This window comes from Georgenia sp. Z1491, from assembly GCF_057652395.1.
Window position 1 is genome coordinate 1,645,442 of the sequence record NZ_CM172729.1, and the last position, 21,238, is coordinate 1,666,679.

A 21,238-nucleotide genomic window follows, 5' to 3' on the forward strand; every position below is an offset into this window, starting at 1 on the left:
GTCTCAGGGGCCGGGTCACCGGCCCGGGACGTCTCGGTCACGCGACCGGCCCGCGCGGCTCGCCGGGTGCCGTGTCGCGAGTGGTGCCCGGTGCGTGGTCCGGGGCTGCGTCGGGCGCGTGCGGGGTCGGGGTCTCCGTGTCGCCGTCACATCCGGTCCCGTCCTGCTCGCACAGCTGGTCGTCGTGGTCGCCCGTGGTCGGATCGGGGGTGACGACGTTGAGAACATCGCCGGTCACCGCCTCGATGCCGACGCGTGCGAAGTCGCCGTCGTCGGTGCGGATGCCGACGAGCAGGATCGACGCCGGCTCGTCGGGCGGCATCGCGACGAGGACCTCGCCGGGCAGGACCTGCAGCGCGTTCTCGACGGCGTCGGACACCCGGACCTGCCAGCCCAGGACGATCTCCAGGGCCTCTGTGCCGCCGGCCTCGTCCTCCGTCAACGGGAAGGACTCGGACCGCCCGGTGTCGACCCGGCCGTTCAGGAGCTCGGTCAGCGCCATCTCGTCGTCGCCGACCGACCAGACCTGCCATGCCTCGCCCCCGCTGGTGTCCTCGGGGTGGAGGCCGAGGGCGACGTCGTGCCCCGTGTGGTCCAGGGTCGCGTCCTCGAGGGACCGGACCTCGTCGAGCGTGAGGGCGGGTGACGTCGCCGTGGACTCGAGGAGGAGGGTGTCGACCGTGACCAGCGAGATCGGGTCGACGTCGAGGACGTCGTCGGTCGTGGGAATAGGCGGCTCGGGACTGTCCGTGCCGTCGGTCGGCGGTGCGGTGCCGACGACCTCACCGCCGGCGCACCCGCCGACGAGCGCGAGGAGCAGGGCGGCTGCGGCGGCGGCGAGGGGGGAGCGCCGGGGGCGGGTCGTGGTCATGGTCGGAGGCTAGGGAGCCGGGCGCCGCACGGCCATGGCCGACGGCGGGGAGCGCTACCTGGGGCAGCGCTCCCCGCAGTGGTGGGGTCGGCCGGCGCGCACCCGTGAGGCGCACCCCGTGAGGCCGGCCGGCCCGTGGGGCGTCAGCCGACGCGGACCTCACCGGTGACGGCGTCGACGTAGACGTCGACCTCGTCGTCCTCGTCGTGGTCGAACTCCCAGTAGACCGTGCCGTCCTCGGTGTCGAGCTCGATCTCCTCGACCATCGGGTCGTCGCTGATCGCGCCCTCCTCGGCGGCGGCCGTGATCGCGTCGATGATCGTCAGCTCGGCGGTCTCGAGCTCGGCGACCGTGTCGTCGTCCACGTCGTCGGACTCCTGCTCGACGATCGAGTGGTCGGCGCGCAGCGTGACGTCGATGAGCGTCGAGCCGTCGACGACGTCGACCTCGTACCCGGTGTCGTCCCGCTCGACCATCACGACGTCGCCCTCCGGGGCGACCTCGAGGGCCGCGTTGACGGCGGCGGCGAGCTCGGCCACGCCGGGCAGCTCGGCGCCGTCGGACCCGGCCTCGCCAGAGCTGGCGGAGCCCGACTCGCCGGAGTCGTCCTGGCCATCCGCGCCCTCGGACCCGGTCTCGCCGGAGTCGTCCTGGCCGCCCGCCTCGCCGGAGTCGTCGGTGCCGGCGTCATCGCCGGTGCCGGTGTCGGCCGACCCCGTCTGGTCCTCGGCGCCCGACCCGTCGTCGGTCGAGGAGGAGCACCCGGCGAGGACGAGCGCGAGGGCGAGCGTCGAGGCGGACAGGGTGGCGGTGAGTCGGTTCGTTCGCATGTCTCCATGATCGCGCGCCGGCATGAGGCAGTGGTCAAGGTGCCGGTGAGAGCGTTCTCAGCGGCGCCGGTGGCGGCCGCGGCGCCGGGGTGGTCCCCCGATGGAGAACGCGCAGGTGAGCGCCTTCTTATCGCAATGAACATAAGTGCAGCCGTGGCGAGTTGCATGGGCCAACAGGTGACATAGAGTGCAAGACGCGGGATCAACGAGCGCTTCCGCACCGTCCCCCCGGTGATGTCGCTCGGGCAGGCGAATCGAGAAGGATCTTCAATGAATGACAGGACCCGTTCCACGAACCACCAGGGCGCCGTCGGCGCGTGGTTCATCGGAGCGCGCGGCTCGCTCGCGACCACCGCGACGGTCGGTCTGCGGGCGCTGGCCCACGAGCTGGTCGAGCCGCACGGCGTCACCACCGCGGCCGGCGACCTCGCCGACGCCCCCTTCGTCGGGTTCGGCGACATCGTCGTCGGTGGGCACGACGTCGAGACGACCCCGCTGGCGACGAAGGCCGCCGCACTCGCCGCCGGCGGGCTGTTCCCGCGCGAGCTGGTCGACCAGGTCGCCGAGGACCTTGCGGAGATCGACGACGAGCTGTGTCCTGTCCCGCTGGCCGCCGCCACGCAGCAGGAGGCGATCGACGCGATGGCCGCCGACATCACCTCCTTCAAGGACCGCCACGGCCTGCGCACCGTGGTCGTCGTCGACATCTCCTCGACCGAGGCCCTGCCGGACGACCACCCGGCCTTCCACTCGGAGGACGACCTGCTCGAGGCGCTGAAGTCGCCGGACGGCGACGTGCTGCCGGCGAGCGCGGTCGCCGCCGCCGCGGCCGTCCAGGCCGGCTCGCCCTACGCCGGATTCACCCCGTCCGCCGCCCTGAGCCTGCCCGTGCTGCGCGCCCGCGCCGAGCTGGCCGGCGTCCCGTACGCCGGGCAGGACGGCAAGACCGGCGAGACGCTGCTCCGCACGGTCATCGCCCCGATGTTCGCCGCGCGCAACCTCAAGGTCCTGTCCTGGGCCGGCACGAACATCCTCGGGGGCGGCGACGGCGCGACGCTCGCGGACCCGCGCGCCGTGAGCTCCAAGCTCGCCTCCAAGAACCGTGGGCTGCACGCGCTCGTCGGGGACGACGTGCACACGCCCCTGCACATCGACAACGTGCCGGACATGGGCAACGTCAAGACCGCCTGGGACCACGTCCACGCCGTGGGCTTCCTCGGCAGCCGCATCACGTTGCAGACCACGTGGAGCGCCCACGACTCCGCACTCGCGGCGCCGCTCGTCATCGACCTCGTCCGCTCGCTCGCCCTCGCCTCCGACGCCGGTGTGGCCGGCGCGGTCACCGAGCTCGGCTGCTTCTTCAAGGATCCGTGGGGCAGCGACGTGCACGCGTTCGCCGAGCAGACCAGGCGGTTCGCCGCGTGGGTCGAGCAGACCTCGCTGTTCGCGGCGACGGGAGCTCGTGGCGCCGCGCCGGGACACGAGGGCACGCACGACGACGCCGGCACGCCCGCGGCCGACACGCGCGTCTCCGCCGGACGATGACGGCGCCGGCCGATGTCCTCGAGCTGGTCCGGGCGCCCGCTGCGCTGACGGTCGTCGGCGACACGCTCGTCGGTGCCACGGCCGCGCGCGGGCGGGTGGGCGGCCGCGCCGTGCCGCTCGCCCTGTCCTCCGCGTGCATCTACGCGGCCGGCATGGCCCTCAACGACTACGCCGACGCCGACCTCGACGCCGTCGAGCGGCCCGAGCGGCCCATCCCCTCCGGGCGCGTGCCGCGCGAGACGGCCCTGGTCGTGGGCGCCGGCCTGACGGCCACGGGCGTCGGCCTGGCGTTCGGCGCGGGCCGCCCGCACGGCCGTGTCGCGCTCGCGCTGGCCGCCTCGGTGTGGATCTACGACCTGCTGGCCAAGTCGACGCCGGCGGGACCGCCGGTCATGGCCGTGTGCCGCGGGCTGGACGTCCTCATGGGCGCCGCCGGCCCGGGCTGGCGCCGGGCCGCGCTGCCGGCCGCGCTCATGGCCGCGCACACCGCCGCAGTCACCACCGTGTCCATGGGTGAGGTGCACGGCACGAGCCGCGCCGCCGCCTCGGCCGCCGTCGCCGTCACCACCGGCACCGCCGCGCTCGTCCCCGTCGGCGCCCGCCGGGGAGCCGCCGCCGGGGCGGTCCTGGGCGCCGCCACCTACGCCGGCGCCGTCCTGCCCCCGCAGGTCGACGCGGCGCGCGAGCCCACCGCGGACCACGCCCGTACCGCTACGAGGCAGGGCATACGCGGGATGGTCCCGCTGCAGACGGCGCTCGTCGCCCGCACCGGGCACGCGATCGGTACGGCCGCTCTCCTCGCCGTCCAGGGCGCGAGCCGCCTGGTCGCGCGCGCACGCACGAAGGGAGACGTCACATGACCACGCGCCACACGACCAGCGACGCCTGGGCCCTCGGCTACGGCACCAACGGGTTCGCCGACCACCGACTGGCCGACGCGCTCGACGTCATGGCAGAGACCGGCTACCAGGCCGTCGCCCTGACGATCGGCCACCCCCACCTCGACCCGTTCGCGGACGGGTGGCGGGAGTCCGCCGAGGCGCTCGCCGCGGACCTGGACCGGCGCGGCTTCCGCTCGGTGGTCGAGACCGGCACCCGCTACCTCCTCGACCCGCGGCGCAAGCACCGCCCCACCCTCGTCGACCGGGACGCCGACGCCCGAACGGCCTTCCTACGGCGCGCGGTGGAGATCGCACAGGTCCTGCGGGCCGACTGCGTCTCGTTGTGGAGCGGGGTGCTGCCGGAGGACGTCACCGCCGACGAGGGCTGGGACCTGATGGTCGGGCGCCTTGCCGAGCTCGTGCCGTTCGCCGCCGAGCGCGGCGTGGTCCTGTCGATCGAGCCCGAGCCGGGGATGCTGGTGGAGACCGTCGCCGACGCGCTCCGGCTGCGCACCGCACTCGGTGAGCCGGAGGGCGTGGGCATCACCGTCGACCTCGGCCACTGCGTGGCGGTGGAGCCGGACGGCGTGGTCGGCGCGCTGCGGGCGGCCGGCACGCTCCTGCGCAACGTGCAGGTCGACGACATGCTCCCTGGCGTCCACGAGCACCTCGAGCTCGGCGCCGGCGAGCTGGACCTGATCGCCGCGATCGCGACGCTGCGCGAGATCGGGTACGCGGGGGTTGCCGCCGTGGAGCTGCCCCGGCACTCCCACGACGCCCCGCGGCTCGCCCGCACGTCCCTCGTGGCATGGGAGGCCGCCGCCGAAGCCCCGGGGGCGGCAGCGACAGCCGACGGCACGGCCGGAGCGCCCGCCGTCGAGGCCGGTGCCACGACCGGGGCGGCCGCCGCGCGAGACGCCTCCGCCCGTGACCCGTGGACCGCCACCGCCGTCGCCGCGGTCACCGAGGAGCCCGCCCGGGCGACCCGGCTGTTCGCCGAGGCCGGCCGCAAGGTCGGCCGTGCGCCCCTCGACCCCACCGACACCGCCGGGTTCGGCGGCACGGCCGACGACGAGGCCCGCGCCACGATCGTCCGCGCGCTGAAGGACGCCGGCGCGGGACCGGACACCGTCCGCGCCCTCTACGAGCACGGCGACGACTCCGAGCGCCGCGGCGTCCTGCGCGGTCTCGGCACCCTGACCGCGTCCGGAGAGCTCGACGACGACTGGCGCGCCACCGGCCTCGACCTCACAGCCGACGCCCTGCGCACCAACGACCCCCGCCTCGTCGCCGCCGCCATGGGCCCGCTGGCCGCGGCCCACCTCGACGCCCACGCGTGGCGCCACGGCGTCCTCAAGCTCGTGTTCATGGGCGTCCCCCTGAGCGTCGTCGCCGGCCTCGACGACCGGCGCGACGCCGAGCTCGCCGCGATGGCCGCCCGGTTCGCCGAGGAGCGCCGCGCGGCCGGCCGCACCGTCCCCGACGACCTGCACCTCATCGACGAGCAGCCCCAGACGCACGAGCAGCCCCATATCGACGACCGCCCCCAGGAGGCGTGACATGCGCATCTTCGACCCCCACATCCACATGACCTCCCGCACCACCGACGACTACGAGGCCATGTATGCCGCGGGCGTGCGGGCCCTCGTCGAGCCGGCGTTCTGGCTCGGCCAGCCGCGCACCAACGTCGGGTCCTTCGTCGACTACTTCGACTCCCTCATCGGCTGGGAGCGCTTCCGCTCCGCGCAGTTCGGCATCCGGCATCACTGCACGATCGCGCTCAACCCCAAGGAGGCCGGCGACCCCCGCCTGACCGAGGTGATGGACATCCTGCCCCGCTACCTGGGCAAGGACGGGGTCGTCGCCGTCGGGGAGACGGGATACGACTCGATGACGCCGGAGGAGGACGACATCCTCGCCCGCCACCTGGCGCTCGCGATCGAGTTCGAGCTGCCGGCCCTCGTGCACACCCCGCACCGCGACAAGGCGCCGGGCACGCAGCGCACCCTCGACGTCGTCGCCGAGTCGGGCCTGAGCGTCGAGCGGGTGCTCGTCGACCACCTCAACGAGACGTGCGTCGACATGGTCGCCGACACTGGCGCCTGGATGGGCTTCTCCATCTACCCCGACACGAAGATGGACGAGACCCGCGTCGTCGCGATCATGCAGCGCCTGGGCCTGGACCGGATCATCGTCAACTCCGCCGCCGACTGGGGCCGCTCCGACCCGCTGAAGACCCTGAAGACCGGACACGCGATGCTCGAGGCCGGCTTCAGCGAGGACGACGTCGACAAGGTCCTGTGGCGCAACCCCGTCAAGTTCTACGGCCAGTCCGGCCGCCTCGAGCTCGAACCGATCCCCGGCTTCGAGCCCGAGCGGCAGGGCCCCGACCTGTTCGAGGGCAACTCGGTCCTGCGCGGCATGAAGTCGCGCCGGGAGGCCTGATGGACCTGTCCTACTGCACCAACGTCCACCCTGCCGAGGACCTCGACGGCATCATCGACCAGCTCCGCCGCCACGCGGGACCGGTCCGCCGCCAGGCCGGGCTCGACACGCTCGGCGTGGGCCTCTGGCTCCCGGTCGGCGCCGCCGCCGAGCTCGCCGGCGACCCCGCGGCGCGCGACCGGCTCCGCGATGTGCTGGCGGCCGAGGGACTCGAGCTGCGCACCGTCAACGCGTTCCCTTTCGCGGGCTTCCACGACGACGTCGTCAAGCTCGCCGTCTACCGCCCGGACTGGACCACCCCAGAGCGGCTGGCCTACACGAAGGACTGCGCGACGGCGCTCGCCGACCTCCTGCCCGCGGGCGGCTCGGGCAGCATCTCCACCCTGCCGCTGGGCTGGCGCACCGGCTGGGACGCGGCCGCCGACGCCGAGGCCGAGGACAACCTCACCGCGCTCGTCGCCCACCTGCGCGAGCTCGAGGCGAGCACCGGACGCACTGTCCGCCTCGCCGTCGAGCCGGAACCGGGCTGCATCCTCGACGACGTTGCCGACGTCGTCGCCTGGCTCGGCGCCCGCCCGGCGCTGATCGAGGACGGCTACGTGGGGCTGTGCCTGGACACCTGCCACCTCGCGGTCTCGTTCGCCGACCCCGCCGGCGCGGTCGCCGCCGCGAACGCGGCCGGGGTGCGGGTCGTCAAGGTCCAGGCCTCCGTCGCGCTCGAGGTGCCCGACCCGTCCGCGCCGGGCGTCATGGCGGCGCTCGAGCCGTTCGCCGAGGCCCGCTACGTCCACCAGGTCCGGGCGCGGCCGGGCGGCGCCGACCAGGCGCGTGGCCCCGGCGACGGTCCGCCCGCCGACGAGTGGGAGGCGCTCGCGGCCGACGACCTCATCGACGTCCTGCGCGCCGACCCCGCCTGGCCGGTCGACCGCCCGTGGCGCGTGCACGTCCACATCCCGCTGCACGCACGACCCGCGGAGCCGCTGCGGGCCACGACCGAGGTGCTCGCGTCCGCCGTCGACGCCGTGCTCGACGCCCCGCACGGGGACGAGGCACACCTCGACGTCGAGACCTACACCTGGCACGTGCTCCCGGACGCGCTGCAGCCGGACAGCCTCGTCGGTGGGATCGCCGCCGAGCTCCGCTGGGCGACCGAGCACCTCGCCGACGCCCTCCCGCCGGAGATGATCCCCGCCGGCGACCCCCGCACGAGGAAGGAGGTGGCCCGATGAACCGCGTCCTGCTTCTCGACGTCGTCGGCCTCACCCCGAAGACCCTGGCCCACATGCCCCGGCTGCGCGCCCTCGGCGAGCAGGGGCGGGCCGTCCGGCACGACACGATCCTGCCCGCCGTCACGTGCAGCGTGCAGTCGACGATCCTCACCGGCCGCATGCCGCGCGACCACGGGATCGTCGGCAACGGCTGGTACTTCCGCGGCCTCGGCGACCCGCTCCTGTGGCGCCAGCACAACCGCCTCGTCGAGGCCGAGAAGGTCTGGGAGACCGCCCGCCGGGCCGAACCTGCCTTCCGGGTGGCGAACATGGGCTGGTGGTACGCCATGGGCGCGACGACGGACATCACCGTCACCCCCCGGCCCATCTATCACGCCGACGGCCGCAAGAGCCCCGACGCCTACGTGCGCCCGCCCGCCCTGCACGATCAGCTCGTCGGCGAGCTGGGGGAGTTCCCGCTGTTCCAGTACTGGGGGCCCACCGCGTCGATCGTCTCCTCGCGCTGGCTCATCGAGGCCACTCGCGGCCAGCTCCGGGGCCGGTTCGGCCAGCCGGAGTCGGACCTGGTGATGACCTACCTGCCGCACCTGGACTACGACCTGCAGCGCTTCGGCCCGGACTCGCCCGAGGCCGACCGGGCCGCCGCCGACCTCGACGCCGCGCTCGCCCCGCTGCTCGACGACGCGCTCGAGCTCGGCTACTCCGTCATCGCGCTGAGCGAGTACGGGATCGCGGACGCCGACCGGCCGGTCGACATCAACCGGGCGCTGCGCCGCGAGGGCCTCCTCGAGGTGTACGTCCAACAGCGGCGCGAGCAGCTCGACCCGTGGACGTCGCGGGCGTTCGCCGTCGCCGACCATCAGGTCGCCCACGTCTACGTCCCCGACCCGGCCGACCTCCCACGGGTGCGGGCGATCGTCGGCGGGCTGGCCGGGGTCGACGAGGTGCTCGACCGAAGCGAGCAGGCCCGCTACGGGCTCGACCACGAGCGCGCGGGCGACCTCGTCGCCGTCGCCGAGCCCGGCGCCTGGTTCACCTACTACTTCTGGCTCGACGACGACCGCGCGCCCGAGTACGCCCGCGGCGTCGACATCCACCGCAAGCCCGGGTACGACCCCGCCGAGCTGTTCTTCGACCCCGAGGACCGGCTCGCCAAGGCCAAGGCCGGGCTCAACCTCGTGAAGAAGAAGGTGGGCCTCAGGTACGCGATGAGCACCGTTCCCCTGGACCCGCGACTCGTGCGCGGGACGCACGGCCGGCTGCCGGACAGTGCCGCCGACGGCCCGATGCTGCTCACCTCCGACCCGTCGTTGCTGGCGGACGACGTGGAGTCGGTCCGCGCGACCGCCGTGCGCGACCTCGTCCTCGCCGCGCAGGGCCTGGGCGGCGCGGGAGCGGGAGGAACGGGGTGACCGCGGGGGAGGCCGGCGCGACCGGGGAGGAGCTCGTCGTCCTCGTCGACGAGGACGGGACCCCCGTCGGCACCGCCCCGAAGGCCGAGATCCACACCGACGCCACGCCGCTGCACCTCGCCTTCTCCTGCTACGTGCTCGACGCGCGCGGCCGGACGCTCCTCACTCGCCGCGCGCTGAGCAAGACGACCTGGCCGGGCGTGTGGACCAACGCGTGCTGCGGGCATCCCGGACCGGGGGAGACGTCGGAGGACGCTGTTGTGCGCCGGATGCGCGACGAGCTCGGCCTCGAGGTCGCGCGGGTCCGGCCACTGCTGCCGGACTTCCGCTACCGGGCGGTCGCGAGCGACGGGATCGTCGAGAACGAGATCTGCCCGGTGTTCGTCGGGGAGGTCGTCGGCGACCCGGTGCCGGCCCCCGACGAGGTCGAGGAGTGGGCGTGGATCGAGATCGACGACATGTTGACCGCGATCGCGGCCGCGCCGATGGTCTTCAGCCCGTGGTCGGTGCTGCAGGTCGAGCAGATGCGTGCCCGAGGCGTGCGGCCCGCCCATGGGTAGCGCCGCCTCGCCCGCGACGGCGCCGGCCTCGCCGGTGACTGTCATCGGCCTCGAGGAGGTGATGGCGCGCGTCGAGGAGTTCATGGCCGGCGCGCACACCCTGACCGACGAGCTGTGGGCCGGCGTGTCGGGCGGCCCCTCGGCGTCGGACGCCCTCACCGAGCTGGTCGAGGCCGCACGCGCCGCCGACGGCGGCAAGTACCTCCGGCCTCGGCTCGTTGCCGCGGCCTACTACGCGTTCGGCGGGACGGACCCGGAGCTGCTGCGCCGGGTCGCGGCCGCCCAGCAGCTCCTGCACGTCGGGCTCTGCGTCCACGACGACCTCATCGACGGTGACCGCGTGCGCCATGGCCGCGTCGGTGTCGTCGCCCGGGTGGAGGACGCGGCCCGCGAGGCGGGCGAGGATGCGGGCGACGCGGGGCGGCGGGGCATGGCGGCCGGCGTGCTGTCCGGGGACCTCGCGATGAGCACGGCCGTCGCGGCGCTCGTCTCGGCCCCTGCGTCGACGGCCGTCCGGCTGCGGCTCGCGGAGGCCGCGCTGGCGGCGCTCGAGCAGGCGATCGCCGGCGAGACGCTCGACGTCTGGTCCGAGACCGCGGAGCCCGCGACGTCCCGGCCGCTCGTGGTGGCGGCGCTGAAGACGGCGTCGTACAGCATCACGCTGCCGCTCGTGCTGGGTGCGGTGGCCGCCGGCATGGACGACCAGCCCGTCCGAGCGGTCCTCGCCGAGGTGGGCGAGCCGCTCGGTGTGGCCTACCAGCTGAGGGACGACGATCTCGGGCTGTTCGGCGAGCCGGCGACGACGGGCAAGTCCGTCGTCTCCGACCTGCGCGACGGCAAGCGCACCGAGCACGTCCGGCTGGCGGCTCAGCGGGCGGACCCGGACCAGCGCAGGGACCTCGACCGGCTGCTGGGCGATCCCGACCTCGACGACGACGGGGCAGAGGTCCTGCGCACGATCATCGTCTCCACCGGCGCGCGGGCCGCCGTCCTCGAGCAGGTCGACGCCCTGCTCGGGCAGGCCCTGGAGGCCGCCGAGGCAGGGCTGCCGCCCGCGCTGTCCACCTACCTGGTCGGCCTCACGGCCACGCTGCGCGACCGCGAGAGGTAGCCTCGAGAACTCATGACTACGCGTCGGCAACGACACTCCTGTCGGTGAGATGATGAAGATTTCCGATAGTGACCGCGATGCCCTGGAGGCGAGCAGCGGGGAGACGCCCGAGTGGCGTCTCCTGGAGCTCACCCGGTCCGACTCGATGAACGTCGTCGTCTCCGTCCTGATGAACCCGAGTCTCAGCGAAGCCGTGCTCCGCAGTCTCGTTGAGGCGCGCCCCGACATGGCCGAGTCGATCGCGAGCGAGAAGAACGCGCCGCTGGAGGTTATCGAGGCGCAGCCGGTGAATCGCGTCGGTGGGGCGATCCTCAACTACATGTGGCGGATCGGGGCCGACGACGACCTGTGGCGTCGATTCGTTTCCGCCCAGCGCGCGTACCCGCCGACCGGTGGCCCCCCGCTCGGTGAGATCACTCGCGAGTACCGGATCCGACACGAGCACGACGACGTCGCGCACCGCGCGGCCACCGCGAGGCATCGCGCCATGCAGGACGAGACCTGGCACATGAATCGTCTGCACAAGGAAGTGGTGGACCCGGCCACGTCCCTTGCCCGTCTCGTCGAGATCGCTCGGGACGACTCGATGTACGTCGCGTCCGCAGTGCTGGCCAGGGAGCCGCTGCCCGTCGAGGTCCTCTCGGTGCTGCGCGAGCTGCATCCTCACGTGGCCGACGAGGCCGAGCGGATCGCCGACCGGTCCCGTCCGGCCCCGCCCCCGGCCCCAGAACGGAAGTCGGCCGAACCCCGAGACTGAGGGTGCTGGTGCGCAGATCAGGTGTCGCTCATCTGTTCAGCAGACCCCACGCCGAGAGTGCGGTCGGGGAGGGCCCCGACCGCACTCTCGGCGATCCCGAACCGCACACTCGGCGATAAAGAACCGCACACTCGGCGAACCGGGCAGGTGCGGGAGCGATCAGTCGTTGCGGCGGCGCTGATCCCCGAGCACCGTGGACTGCAGCGGCCGGCAGGCCTCCGCGGACAGCAGGGTGAGCAGCACGCCGAGCACCACGGTGGCGAGCACGACGAGGATCCCGGTGGCGCTCGGCCTCGAGAAGGCGAGGAACGGCACCGACAGCAGCACGCCCACGCCGATCGAGATCGCGAGCGTGACCACGAGCGGCACGAGGACCTGGTGCCGGCGCAGCGCCGCGAACACCGGCCGGGGCGTCCCCGCGCGGTCCATGGCGACCGACTCCTCGGCCCGGTCGACCACGGTGGACGCCTGGTTGACGAGCGTCGACGTCGCGGCGACGACGAGCCCCACGGCGAGCGTGATGACCACGCCCGTGCGCATGTCGGTGGCCATGATGAGGCTCGCGCGGTCCGCGCCGAGGGAGTCGGCGTCCGAGGGCAGCAGTGCCGCGAACGCGGCGATCATGCCGAGCAGCGCCACGCTCGAGACGTTGCGCCACGCGGCCCGCGGGTCGTCGACGATGCGGCGCGCGGCGAGCAGCCGCGGCACCGAGGAGGTGCGGGCGAGCGGCCGGGCCACGAGCTGGAGCACCCACGGGCCCACGAGGTTGAGGGCGCCGATGACCACGAGCATCATCCCGACGAGGAACGCGTAGCCGAACAGCTCCGAGGCCGCGACGGCGTCCCCGAACGACTGGGACACCAGCGCGAACGCGAGCACGGCCGCGACCATGATGACGAGCCGCCAGGCCTTGAGCCGCGGGGGCACCTGCTGGGCGGCCACGCCGAGGGGGCTGATCCGCACGCGCTGCAGTCCGACCACCGTGGACAGCGCGGCGAGAGCGAGCAGACCGGCGACCGTGGCGAGGCCGAGCCAGAGCGGCACGAGCATCTCCGTGGCGCCGATAGGAACGCCCTGGAAGGACACGGCCTGCCACAGGGGAAGGGACAGCAGCCACAGCGCGCCACCGACGATCGTGCCGGCCGCGGCCTGGACGAGGGTCTCGAGCACGGACAGGGACACGACCTCGCCCCCGGTCATGCCGACGAGCCGCATCGAGGCCAGCCGGCGGGAGCGGCCGCGCGCGCCGAGCCGGGCGGCGGCGGCGCCGAGGCCGAGGACCGGCAGCACCAGCAGCGCGCAGGCGATCGCGGCGAGCACCACGTACACCTGCAGCTGGTTGTCGGCCCACTCGGGATCGAGCGCCATGGCGGTGAGGACGGACTGCGGCGCCTCCTGGAAGCGGGTGATGAACATCCACGTGCCGCCCACCACGGTGAGCGCGAGGAACGAGCTGACCGCGAACGTGACGACGGCGAGCACGTCGAGCGTGGCGCCGGCCCGCGCGCCGCGCATGCGTGCCACGGCCAGCCGGGGAGCGAGGGAGAGGACCTGGTTCATCGCGCGGCCTCCAGCTTCCGGTCGGCGTGGATCATGGCGTCGCGCAGCTCGACGAGCCGCTCGCACCAGGACGCGACCTGGGTGTCGTGCGTGACGACCACGAGCGTGGCGCCGGACATCCGGGTCGTGGTGGTGAGCACCTGCATGACCTCGTGGCCGGTGGCCTGGTCCAGCGCACCGGTGGGCTCGTCGGCGAACACGACCGACGGGCCGTGGACCATCGCTCGCGCCACGGCCACCCGCTGCGCCTGCCCGCCGGACATCTCGCCGGGACGGCGCCCCGCCGCCTGCCCGATGCCGAGCCGCTCGAGCCATTCGTCGGCGGTCCTGAGCGCCTCGCCCCTGCGCGTGCCACCCAGGAGGAGGGGGAGCGCCACGTTCTCGCGGGCGGAGAGCTCGGGGACGAGCTGTCCGTCCTGGAAGACGAAGCCGAGCCGTTCGCGCCGCAGCCGGGACCGGGCGGTGTCGCCCAGCGCGGATACCGGCACGTCGCCGAGGCGCACCTCGCCGGAGTCCGGCACGCGGATGCCGGCGAGGCAGTGCAGGAGGGTGGTCTTGCCGGAGCCGGAGGGGCCCATGACGGCGAGGGTCTGGCCGGCCGGGACGGCGAGGCTGACGCCGGCCAGGGCGCGGACCTGCCCGTACGTGGTGGTGAGGTCGGTGGCGAGCAGGGACGCTGGGCCGTTGTTCTGTGTCATGCCTCCACCTCACTGCGTGCCGGGTCGCTTTCCCATGGTGCCCGGTGCCGACCTGGGGTGGTGCTGGCACCACCGCCGAGCGGGCGGTGGCACTCGGGGCGGATCGGCCGTGCCTCGGTACGGTAGCGGGATGTCGTCCCTGAGCAGGCCCGAGCGCGGTGCGCGCCGCCTGTTCTGGCTCCAGGTGGCCGTCGGGCTGGTCGGCGGGGTCGTCCTGCTCGGTGCCGTCCTCGCCAGCTTGAGCGCCGGTTCGTGGTGGGCCTACGGGGCCGTGCTCGGGTTGGCCTGCCTCGGTGTGCTGGTCGGTGCGCTGCTCGCCCTCGAGCGGCGCAAGCCGTTCGCCGAGGACGTCGCGGACGTGCCGGAGTGGGCGCAGCGCGTCGCCGACCTGCGCACCTCGCGCCGGGAGATCGTCGCCGCCTTCGAGCTCGAGCGCCGCCGCATCGAACGTGACCTGCACGACGGCGCCCAGCAGCACCTCGTCACCGCCGGCATGAAGCTGGGGGAGGCCGCGATGCTCGTCGAGCAGCACACCGGCGCCACCTCGGATCCCGTCCACGCCCCCGACGACGACGCCGTCCCGCCCGGCCCTGACCGCCTCGCGAACGTGTCCCAGCTGCTGGCTGCCGCGCAGGACGACGCCGACCGGGCGCTCGCCGCCCTGCGCGAGACCGTCTCCGGCATCCACCCCACCGTGCTGTCCGACCGTGGTCTCGAGGCAGCCGTCCGCGAGCTCGGCGAGCGCGCCGTCGTGCCCGTGACCGTCCAGGTCCCGCACGCACTGCCCGCGCTCCCGGAGGGCGTGGCGGCGGTGGCCTACTTCGTCATCAGCGAGGCGCTGACCAACGTGGCGAAGTACGCGCCGGAGGCGTCGGTGACGGTGCTGCTCGTCGTCGACGACGCCCTGCACGTCTCGATCGTCGACGACGGTCCCGGCGGGGCCGAGATCGTGCCCGGTCGCGGGCTGGCCGGGATGGCCGAGCGGCTCGCCGCCGTCGGGAGCGGGCTCGAGGTCTCCAGCCCCTCCGGCGGGCCGACGATCGTCGCCGCCCACGTCCCCCTGCTGCTCGACCAGGGGGACGCCGCCGTCGTCGTCGAGCTGGGAGGTCGGCCGTGAGACTGGTGGTGGCGGACGACGCGGCGCTGCTGCGGGAGGGCCTGGTCGGGCTGCTCGAGCGGCAGGGGCACGAGGTGGTGGCGCAGGCGGCGTCGGCGCCCGAGCTCGAGGCCGTCGTCGAGAAGGTGGCGGGCGGCGGGGAGGCGATCGACGTCGTCGTCACCGACGTGCGGATGCCGCCCGGCGACGGCGAGGACGGCCTGCGCGCCGCAGCCCGGATCCGCGCCGCGCACCCGGAGATCGGGATCCTCGTGCTGTCCCAGTACGCGGCCCCGGCGTACGCGGCAGAGCTGTTCGCGCCGCTGTCGGACCCGGCGGCCGCGGCCTCGTCCCGGCCCGACGTCGGCGGGTTGGGCTATCTGCTCAAGGAGCGGGTGGCGCGGGTGGCGGACTTCATGCGTTCGCTCGGCATCGTGGCGGCCGGGGGAGTGGTGGCGGACCCCGACGTCGTCTCGCGTCTCGTGGCAGGCCGTCGCACCGCCGTCGACGCGCTGACCGTCCGAGAGCGGGAGGTGCTCGAGCTCATGGCCTCGGGGCTGAGCAACTCCCAGATCGCCGAGCGGCTGGTGCTGTCGAACGGGGCGGTGGCCAAGCACGTGGCCAACGTGTTCAGCGGGCTGGGGCTGGCGGCGAACGAGGAGAACCGCCGTGTGCGCGCGGTGCTCGCCTACCTCACCGCGGTCGGTTCCTGAGCCGGAACCACCCGTCAGGTGGTGGTGCCGCCCTCGTCGGGCTCCTCGGTCTCGCCGCGGTCGCCCCGGGACCCGCCGTCCGAGGCACCGTTGCCGACCGGCACCGCGTTGAGCACCTCACCGGTGGCGGCGTCGACGGTCACCCGCAACGCGGTCCCGTCGTCCTGGAGGATCCCTACCGCGAGGAGCGAGCGGGCCGACACGTCGTCCGTCGTGGCGACGATGAGGACGCTGCCCGGGCGTGCGGTCACCGCTGCCGCCGCTGTATCCGTCAGTCCTACCTCGTGGGCGGCCAGCTGGTCCTCGGCGCCGGTATCCAGCTCCTCGTTGCCGAATGTCTCGACCTCGAGCGGCTCCCAGGCGTGCGGGTCAGGGTCGAGCGGGGCCGGCCAGCTGACGATGCTCACCTCGTCGGCATCGGCCGTGTAGACCTGCCACACGTCCTGATCGAACCGGCCCTCGGTACCGTCGGTCGTGCCGTGGTCCTCCGTACCCGCGATCGTCGAGTGCTCGACCACCCAGGCGATCCGTTGCCCGGTCTCGCCGAGGGAGAGCTCCTCGAGAGTTGCGATGTCGGCGATGCTCAGCGTCGGGCTCTGGTCGTCTGCGTCGCGCAGCGCACGATCGACGGTGTCGAACGCACGGTCGGGCAGCCCGAGCCCGTCGTCGGTCGTCGGGAGGTCGACCGGCGGTGCGGGCATGGTGTCGCACTCCGGCCAGGCCGGGCAGGGGTCCGACGGCACCTCGGTGGGTCCGGCCGGTCCGGTGGGGGTGCCGGAGGGCGGGATCGGGTCGCCGGCGCAGGCGCCCAGCGTCAGTGCGATGCCGGCCACGGCGGCGAGGGACCAGGTGGTGCGGTGGGGGGACATGTCGCGACCGTAGCCGTGCCGCAGTGCGATCTGCCGGGGCGGACGAGGGGAGCACTGCCCCGGGAAGCCCTCCCCTTGTCGGACTCGAACGAATGCGGGCGGCCGGCCGACGTCGGTGCCTGTCATCCCACCGGGCTGACGTTCTCCCCGGTGACGGCGTCGTAGACGACTGAGAAGTCGTGGGCGCCGTAGAACAGGAAGTTCCACGCCGCGTCGCCCTCCCACACCTCCGTCAGGGACAGGCTGTGCAGGATGAACTCGCCGCCACCGAGGCTGGTCTCCTCGATCGCGAGGTCGATGGCGTCGTCGATGGTCAGCGTCGCGACGTCGAGGTGACCGAGGATCTCCGCGTCGGCCGGCGCCGAGGTCTCGTCGACGACTGCACCCGACGGGTCGAGCGTGATCGTCAGCAGCTGGTCACCGCTGACGGCCTCGACCACGGTGCCGTTGCCCTCCGGCTCCTCGGGGAACTCGGTGGTGTCGTTGTGGGAGACGGCGACGACCTCGGCATCCGGGTATGTGGCCTGGACGGTCGCGATCGCCCCGAACAGCTCAGCCGAGCCGGGGACGTCGGTCGGGTGCGCGCTCCCGGCGTCCTCGCCGTCGTCCTCCTCGTCGTCGGATGGGGCCTCCTCGGCGGGCGGCTCGTCGGACGGGGTCTCCTCCGCGGGCGGTTCCTCGGTGGTCGGATCCTCTGACGGCGCCTCCTCCGTCGGGGCCTCCTCGGACGGCTCTTCGGTCGGCTCGGGCGCCGGTTCCGACGTGGCCGGCGGTTCGGGCTCGGTGGCATCGGTGTCGTCGTCGGACGAGCACGCGGCGAGGCTCAGCGCGAGAGCCACGGCCGATACGGGTACGACCTGTCTGCTCAGTGAGTGACTCATACCACCACCGTGGCCCTCGTGTGGCCGGTCTGCACCGCACGCGCATGGGTAGGTCGATCCTCGGCGGAGATACGTGCAGGTCGGGAGCTGCCCGATCGCACCTCGGGAGCCGCACACTCGACACCTGGAAACCGCACGCTCGATGAATCTGCGGGGCCGCTACACTCGTCGCACAGGCATCGACCCGGCCCCGTCCGTGGGGGCATCACCGGCGAGCCTCCGGAAGAACAGGCGTTCCCCGTCAGCGGGGGCCCCAGTAGACCCGGACGGGGCAGGCCCGTGACAGCCGGAGCAGAGCGGCCGCACCCGCGCAAGAGCGGGGGAGCGGCAAGCGGGGTGGTACCGCGGCACCGGCCGCGCGGAGACGCGCGGAAGGAGCGTCGTCCTCGCACGGCAGGCAACCCGTGACGAGAAGGACCGCGATGAGCACCCAGGGCCACTACCCCCTCCACCGCGACGGCGACGTCGACCCCTCGCCGCGCCTGCCCCGCATCGAGGAGGACGTCCTCGCGCACTGGCGTGCCGACGACACGTTCCAGGCCTCGATCGACAACCGCGAGCCGGGCGAGAACGGGGACAACGAGTTCGTCTTCTACGACGGCCCGCCGTTCGCCAACGGACTGCCCCACTACGGGCACCTGCTGACGAGCTACGTCAAGGATCTCGTGGCCCGCTTCCAGACCCAGCGCGGCCGCCGCGTCGAGCGCCGCTTCGGCTGGGACACGCACGGCCTGCCCGCCGAGCTCGAGGCCGAGCGGATCCTCGGCATCACCGACAAGTCCCAGATCGACGAGATGGGCATCGAGGCCTTCAACAAGGCCTGCCATGACTCCGTGCTGCGCTACACCGGCGAGTGGCAGGACTACGTCACCCGCATGGCCCGCTGGGTCGACTTCGAGCACGACTACAAGACCCTCGACGTCACCTACATGGAGTCGGTGATCTGGGCGTTCAAGCAGCTCTACGACAAGGGCCTGGCCTACGAGGGCTACCGCGTCCTGCCGTACTGCTGGAACGACCAGACGCCGCTGTCCAACCACGAGCTCCGCATGGACGACGACGTCTACTCCGACCGCCAGGACGAGACCGCCACCGTCGGCGTGCGGCTCGAGACCGGCGAGCTCGCCCTGATCTGGACCACCACCCCGTGGACGCTGCCCTCGAACCTGGCCATCGCCGTCGGGCCGGACATCGACTACGTGGTGGTGCGCTCGGCCGACGGCCCCGCCGCCGGCGAGCGCGTCATCCTCGCCGAGGCCCTCCTCGGCGCCTACGCCAAGGAGCTCGGCGAGGAGCCCGAGATCGTCGAGCGGCTCACGGGACGCGACCTCGCCGGGCGCAGCTACGCCCCGATCTTCGACTACTTCACCGGCCGCGACGACGACGCCGCCCCCGGTCCGCACGCGTGGCAGATCATCCTCGGCGACTTCGTCACCACCGAGGACGGCACCGGCCTCGTCCACCTCGCCCCCGCCTTCGGTGAGGACGACATGGCGGTGTGCGACGCCGTCGGGATCCGACCCGTGGTGCCCGTCGACGCCGGTGGCCGCTTCACCGCCGAGGTGAGCGACTACGCGGGGCAGCAGGTCTTCGACGCCAACAAGTCGATCCTCACCGACCTGCGCGACGGCAGCGGACCGCTCGCCCGCCGGCCCGAGGCCGAGCGCGCGCTGCTCGTGCGCCGCGCGTCCTACGTGCACTCCTACCCGCACTGCTGGCGGTGCCGCACCCCGCTCATCTACAAGGCCGTGACCAGCTGGTTCGTCCGCGTCACCCAGTTCCGGGACCGCATGGTCGAGCTCAACCAGGACATCACCTGGGTGCCGGAGCACATCAAGGACGGCATCTTCGGCAACTGGCTCGCCGGTGCCCGCGACTGGTCGATCTCCCGCAACCGCTACTGGGGCACCCCCATCCCCGTGTGGGTGAGCGACGACCCCGCGTACCCGCGCACGGATGTCTACGGGTCCCTCGCCGAGCTCGAGGCCGACTTCGGCCGCCTGCCGACGGACCGGGACGGGAACCCCGACCTGCACCGCCCGTTCATCGACGAGCTCACCCGCCCCAACCCGGACGACCCGTCGGGCAGGGCGACGATGCGCCGCATCCCCGACATCCTCGACGTCTGGTTTGACTCCGGGTCGATGCCGTTCGCGCAGGTGCACTACCCGTTCGAGAATGCCGACTGGTTCGAGCACCACTACCCGGGCGACTTCATCGTGGAGTACATCGGGCAGACGCGCGGCTGGTTCTACACGCTGCACGTCCTCGCGACCGCGATCTTCGACCGGCCGTCGTTCCGCACCTCGGTGAGCCACGGCATCGTGCTCGGCTCCGACGGCCGCAAGATGAGCAAGTCCCTGCGCAACTACCCCGACGTCTCCGAGGTCCTCGACCGCGACGGCGCCGACGCGATGCGCTGGTTCCTCATGGCCTCCCCGATCCTGCGCGGCGGCAACCTCGTGGTGACCGAGGAGGGCATCCGCGAGGTCGTCCGGCAGGTGCACCTCCCGCTGTGGAACGCCTGGTACTTCTACGCGCTCTATGCCGGGACGCTCGACGGCGGGGCGGGCTACGTGTCGGACGGCGTGGACCTGGGCGACCGGGAGGCGTTCGAGGCGCTCGACGTCATGGACCGCTACCTGCTGGCCCGCACGGGGACGCTCGCCGACGAGGTGGGCGCCGCGCTCGAGGCCTACGACGTGCCGCGGGCGACCCAGCTCGTCCGTGAGCACCTCGACCTGCTGACCAACTGGTACGTGCGGACCTCACGCGACCGGTTCTGGGCCGAGGAGCGCGGGGCGTTCGACACGCTGCGTACGGCCCTGGAGGTGCTCACCCGCGTGATGGCTCCGCTCGCGCCGATGGTCACCGAGGAGGTCTGGCGGGGGCTCACCGGCGGGCGCTCCGTGCACCTCACGGACTGGCCCTCCCTGGGTGAGTCGGTCGTGGCGCCGGAGATCGTCGCGGCGATGGACCAGGTCCGCGAGGCCGTCTCCGCCGCGCACGCGCTGCGCAAGGCGGCGTCCCTGCGGGTGCGCCAGCCGCTGCGCACCCTCACCGTGGCCGTCGACGACCCGGCGGCCCTCGAGCCGTACGCGTCGCTGATCGCCCGCGAGGTCAATGTGCGGGCAGTCGAGCTCGTCCGCCCCGAGGACGCCGCCCTCGAGGTCCGCACCGACCTCGCCGTGCTGCCGCGCGAGCTGCCGAAGGAGCTGCGCCGGCTGACGTCCCAGCTGTTCGCCGCCGCGAAGGCAGGGGAGTGGCAGGAGATCGACGACGGCGGAGCGACGTTCCCGGGCGTCCTCGTCCCCGAGGGCCTCGAGGGAGCCGGCGCACCGGTGACGCTGGGCGCCGAGCAGGTCGAGCGCACCACGACCGTCGACCGGGCCGAGGGGGCCTCCGAGGACGTGACGGCGGGCGTGCTCCCGGCCGGCGGCTTCGTCGCGCTGGACACCTCCATCGACGACGAGCTCGAGGCCGAGGGGTACGCCCGCGACGTCGTGCGCGCCGTGCAGGACGAGCGCAAGAACGCCGGCCTGCATGTGTCCGACCGGATCGCGCTGGAGCTCGCCGTGCCTGCGGGGCGGGTCGCGGTGGTCGAAGCGCATCGGCAGCTCGTCATGGACGAGACGCTGTCCATCGGGCTGACGGTGTCCGCCGGGGAGGGCGACGCGATCGTGCCGCAGGTGCGCAAGGTCGGGTGACGCCGGCAGTCGGCGCCGGGGGGTGGTGCGGGCGCCGGAGGCTGGCTGAGCTGCGGGGGCTCACGGTTCCGCC

At 73.5% G+C, this 21,238-nt stretch carries 18 protein-coding genes; 12 read left to right on the forward strand and 6 right to left on the reverse strand.

Annotated features, from left to right (window positions below):
• Positions 1 to 37: 37 nt before the first annotated feature.
• Positions 38 to 871 (reverse strand): hypothetical protein, encoded by an 834-nt coding sequence (locus AC24HA_RS07770; protein WP_425708481.1) that lies wholly within the window; start codon positions 869 to 871, stop codon positions 38 to 40.
• Positions 872 to 1,014: 143 nt separating this feature from the next.
• Positions 1,015 to 1,701: a hypothetical protein gene (locus AC24HA_RS07775; RefSeq protein WP_425708480.1), complete on the reverse strand. Its 687-nt coding sequence runs from the start codon at positions 1,699 to 1,701 to the stop codon at positions 1,015 to 1,017.
• 270 nt (positions 1,702 to 1,971) lie between these two features.
• Between AC24HA_RS07775 and AC24HA_RS07780 the strand changes: the two genes are divergently transcribed.
• Genes AC24HA_RS07780 through AC24HA_RS07820 form a run of 9 tightly spaced genes read left to right on the forward strand, consistent with a single transcriptional unit; the run spans position 1,972 to position 11,641 of the window.
• Complete coding sequence (locus tag AC24HA_RS07780; protein WP_425708479.1) at positions 1,972 to 3,246, forward strand: inositol-3-phosphate synthase; 1,275 nt, start codon at positions 1,972 to 1,974, stop codon at positions 3,244 to 3,246.
• On the forward strand, positions 3,243 to 4,106 hold the full coding sequence (locus AC24HA_RS07785) for an SCO3242 family prenyltransferase (RefSeq protein WP_425708478.1): 864 nt from the start codon (positions 3,243 to 3,245) through the stop codon (positions 4,104 to 4,106). The genes AC24HA_RS07780 and AC24HA_RS07785 overlap by 4 nt, the downstream gene beginning before the upstream one ends.
• A complete protein-coding gene (locus AC24HA_RS07790; RefSeq protein ID WP_425708477.1) occupies positions 4,103 to 5,686 on the forward strand; it encodes an EboA domain-containing protein in 1,584 nt (527 codons plus the stop codon). The genes AC24HA_RS07785 and AC24HA_RS07790 overlap by 4 nt, the downstream gene beginning before the upstream one ends.
• A 1-nt stretch (position 5,687) precedes the next feature.
• On the forward strand, positions 5,688 to 6,572 hold the full coding sequence (locus tag AC24HA_RS07795; RefSeq protein WP_425708476.1) for a TatD family hydrolase: 885 nt from the start codon (positions 5,688 to 5,690) through the stop codon (positions 6,570 to 6,572).
• Positions 6,572 to 7,801, forward strand: coding sequence for a metabolite traffic protein EboE (eboE, locus tag AC24HA_RS07800; RefSeq protein WP_425708475.1), 1,230 nt, complete (start codon positions 6,572 to 6,574; stop codon positions 7,799 to 7,801). Before AC24HA_RS07795 ends, eboE begins: the two co-directional genes overlap by 1 nt.
• A complete protein-coding gene (locus AC24HA_RS07805; protein WP_425708474.1) occupies positions 7,798 to 9,213 on the forward strand; it encodes an alkaline phosphatase family protein in 1,416 nt (471 codons plus the stop codon). Before eboE ends, AC24HA_RS07805 begins: the two co-directional genes overlap by 4 nt.
• On the forward strand, positions 9,210 to 9,773 hold the full coding sequence (idi, locus tag AC24HA_RS07810) for an isopentenyl-diphosphate Delta-isomerase (protein ID WP_425708473.1): 564 nt from the start codon (positions 9,210 to 9,212) through the stop codon (positions 9,771 to 9,773). The genes AC24HA_RS07805 and idi overlap by 4 nt, the downstream gene beginning before the upstream one ends.
• Positions 9,766 to 10,884: a polyprenyl synthetase family protein gene (locus tag AC24HA_RS07815; RefSeq protein ID WP_425708472.1), complete on the forward strand. Its 1,119-nt coding sequence runs from the start codon at positions 9,766 to 9,768 to the stop codon at positions 10,882 to 10,884. The genes idi and AC24HA_RS07815 overlap by 8 nt, the downstream gene beginning before the upstream one ends.
• Before the next feature lie 49 nt (positions 10,885 to 10,933).
• Positions 10,934 to 11,641 carry a hypothetical protein gene (locus AC24HA_RS07820; RefSeq protein WP_425708471.1) on the forward strand — a complete coding sequence of 236 codons (708 nt, stop codon included), beginning with the start codon at positions 10,934 to 10,936 and terminating at the stop codon, positions 11,639 to 11,641.
• 159 nt (positions 11,642 to 11,800) lie between these two features.
• On the opposite strand, the gene AC24HA_RS07825 is transcribed toward AC24HA_RS07820, so the two are convergent.
• Positions 11,801 to 13,201: an ABC transporter permease family protein gene (locus tag AC24HA_RS07825; RefSeq protein ID WP_425708470.1), complete on the reverse strand. Its 1,401-nt coding sequence runs from the start codon at positions 13,199 to 13,201 to the stop codon at positions 11,801 to 11,803.
• Positions 13,198 to 13,899, reverse strand: a complete 702-nt coding sequence (locus AC24HA_RS07830) for an ABC transporter ATP-binding protein (RefSeq protein WP_425708469.1) — start codon at positions 13,897 to 13,899, stop codon at positions 13,198 to 13,200. Before AC24HA_RS07830 ends, AC24HA_RS07825 begins: the two co-directional genes overlap by 4 nt.
• A 130-nt stretch (positions 13,900 to 14,029) precedes the next feature.
• Here AC24HA_RS07830 and AC24HA_RS07835 point away from each other — a divergent pair, with 130 nt between their 5' ends.
• Both AC24HA_RS07835 and AC24HA_RS07840 read left to right on the forward strand, forming a co-directional pair.
• On the forward strand, positions 14,030 to 15,016 hold the full coding sequence (locus AC24HA_RS07835) for a sensor histidine kinase (protein WP_425708468.1): 987 nt from the start codon (positions 14,030 to 14,032) through the stop codon (positions 15,014 to 15,016).
• Complete coding sequence (locus AC24HA_RS07840; RefSeq protein ID WP_425708467.1) at positions 15,013 to 15,708, forward strand: response regulator transcription factor; 696 nt, start codon at positions 15,013 to 15,015, stop codon at positions 15,706 to 15,708. Before AC24HA_RS07835 ends, AC24HA_RS07840 begins: the two co-directional genes overlap by 4 nt.
• Before the next feature lie 14 nt (positions 15,709 to 15,722).
• Here AC24HA_RS07840 and AC24HA_RS07845 read toward each other — a convergent pair whose 3' ends face one another.
• Together AC24HA_RS07845 and AC24HA_RS07850 are read right to left on the reverse strand one after the other, a co-directional pair.
• The gene (locus tag AC24HA_RS07845; protein ID WP_425708466.1) at positions 15,723 to 16,577 is read right to left on the reverse strand and encodes a hypothetical protein; all 855 of its coding nucleotides are present in this window, start codon (positions 16,575 to 16,577) and stop codon (positions 15,723 to 15,725) included.
• A gap of 122 nt (positions 16,578 to 16,699) precedes the next feature.
• Positions 16,700 to 17,458, reverse strand: a complete 759-nt coding sequence (locus AC24HA_RS07850; RefSeq protein WP_425708465.1) for a hypothetical protein — start codon at positions 17,456 to 17,458, stop codon at positions 16,700 to 16,702.
• A 422-nt stretch (positions 17,459 to 17,880) separates the two neighbouring features.
• On the opposite strand from AC24HA_RS07850, the gene ileS reads away from it, so the two are divergent.
• A complete protein-coding gene (ileS, locus tag AC24HA_RS07855; protein ID WP_425708464.1) occupies positions 17,881 to 21,165 on the forward strand; it encodes an isoleucine--tRNA ligase in 3,285 nt (1,094 codons plus the stop codon).
• Positions 21,166 to 21,238 lie beyond the last annotated feature (73 nt).

Coding starts and splice junctions, on each gene's coding strand:
- AC24HA_RS07770 (WP_425708481.1), bottom strand. CDS start 871: ATGACCACGACCCGCCCCCGGCGCTCCCCCCTCGCCGCCGCCGCAGCC.
- AC24HA_RS07775 (WP_425708480.1), bottom strand. CDS start 1,701: ATGCGAACGAACCGACTCACCGCCACCCTGTCCGCCTCGACGCTCGCC.
- AC24HA_RS07780 (WP_425708479.1), top strand. CDS start 1,972: ATGAATGACAGGACCCGTTCCACGAACCACCAGGGCGCCGTCGGCGCG.
- AC24HA_RS07785 (WP_425708478.1), top strand. CDS start 3,243: ATGACGGCGCCGGCCGATGTCCTCGAGCTGGTCCGGGCGCCCGCTGCG.
- AC24HA_RS07790 (WP_425708477.1), top strand. CDS start 4,103: ATGACCACGCGCCACACGACCAGCGACGCCTGGGCCCTCGGCTACGGC.
- AC24HA_RS07795 (WP_425708476.1), top strand. CDS start 5,688: ATGCGCATCTTCGACCCCCACATCCACATGACCTCCCGCACCACCGAC.
- eboE (WP_425708475.1), top strand. CDS start 6,572: ATGGACCTGTCCTACTGCACCAACGTCCACCCTGCCGAGGACCTCGAC.
- AC24HA_RS07805 (WP_425708474.1), top strand. CDS start 7,798: ATGAACCGCGTCCTGCTTCTCGACGTCGTCGGCCTCACCCCGAAGACC.
- AC24HA_RS07815 (WP_425708472.1), top strand. CDS start 9,766: ATGGGTAGCGCCGCCTCGCCCGCGACGGCGCCGGCCTCGCCGGTGACT.
- AC24HA_RS07820 (WP_425708471.1), top strand. CDS start 10,934: ATGATGAAGATTTCCGATAGTGACCGCGATGCCCTGGAGGCGAGCAGC.
- AC24HA_RS07825 (WP_425708470.1), bottom strand. CDS start 13,201: ATGAACCAGGTCCTCTCCCTCGCTCCCCGGCTGGCCGTGGCACGCATG.
- AC24HA_RS07830 (WP_425708469.1), bottom strand. CDS start 13,899: ATGACACAGAACAACGGCCCAGCGTCCCTGCTCGCCACCGACCTCACC.
- AC24HA_RS07835 (WP_425708468.1), top strand. CDS start 14,030: ATGTCGTCCCTGAGCAGGCCCGAGCGCGGTGCGCGCCGCCTGTTCTGG.
- AC24HA_RS07845 (WP_425708466.1), bottom strand. CDS start 16,577: ATGTCCCCCCACCGCACCACCTGGTCCCTCGCCGCCGTGGCCGGCATC.
- AC24HA_RS07850 (WP_425708465.1), bottom strand. CDS start 17,458: ATGAGTCACTCACTGAGCAGACAGGTCGTACCCGTATCGGCCGTGGCT.
- ileS (WP_425708464.1), top strand. CDS start 17,881: ATGAGCACCCAGGGCCACTACCCCCTCCACCGCGACGGCGACGTCGAC.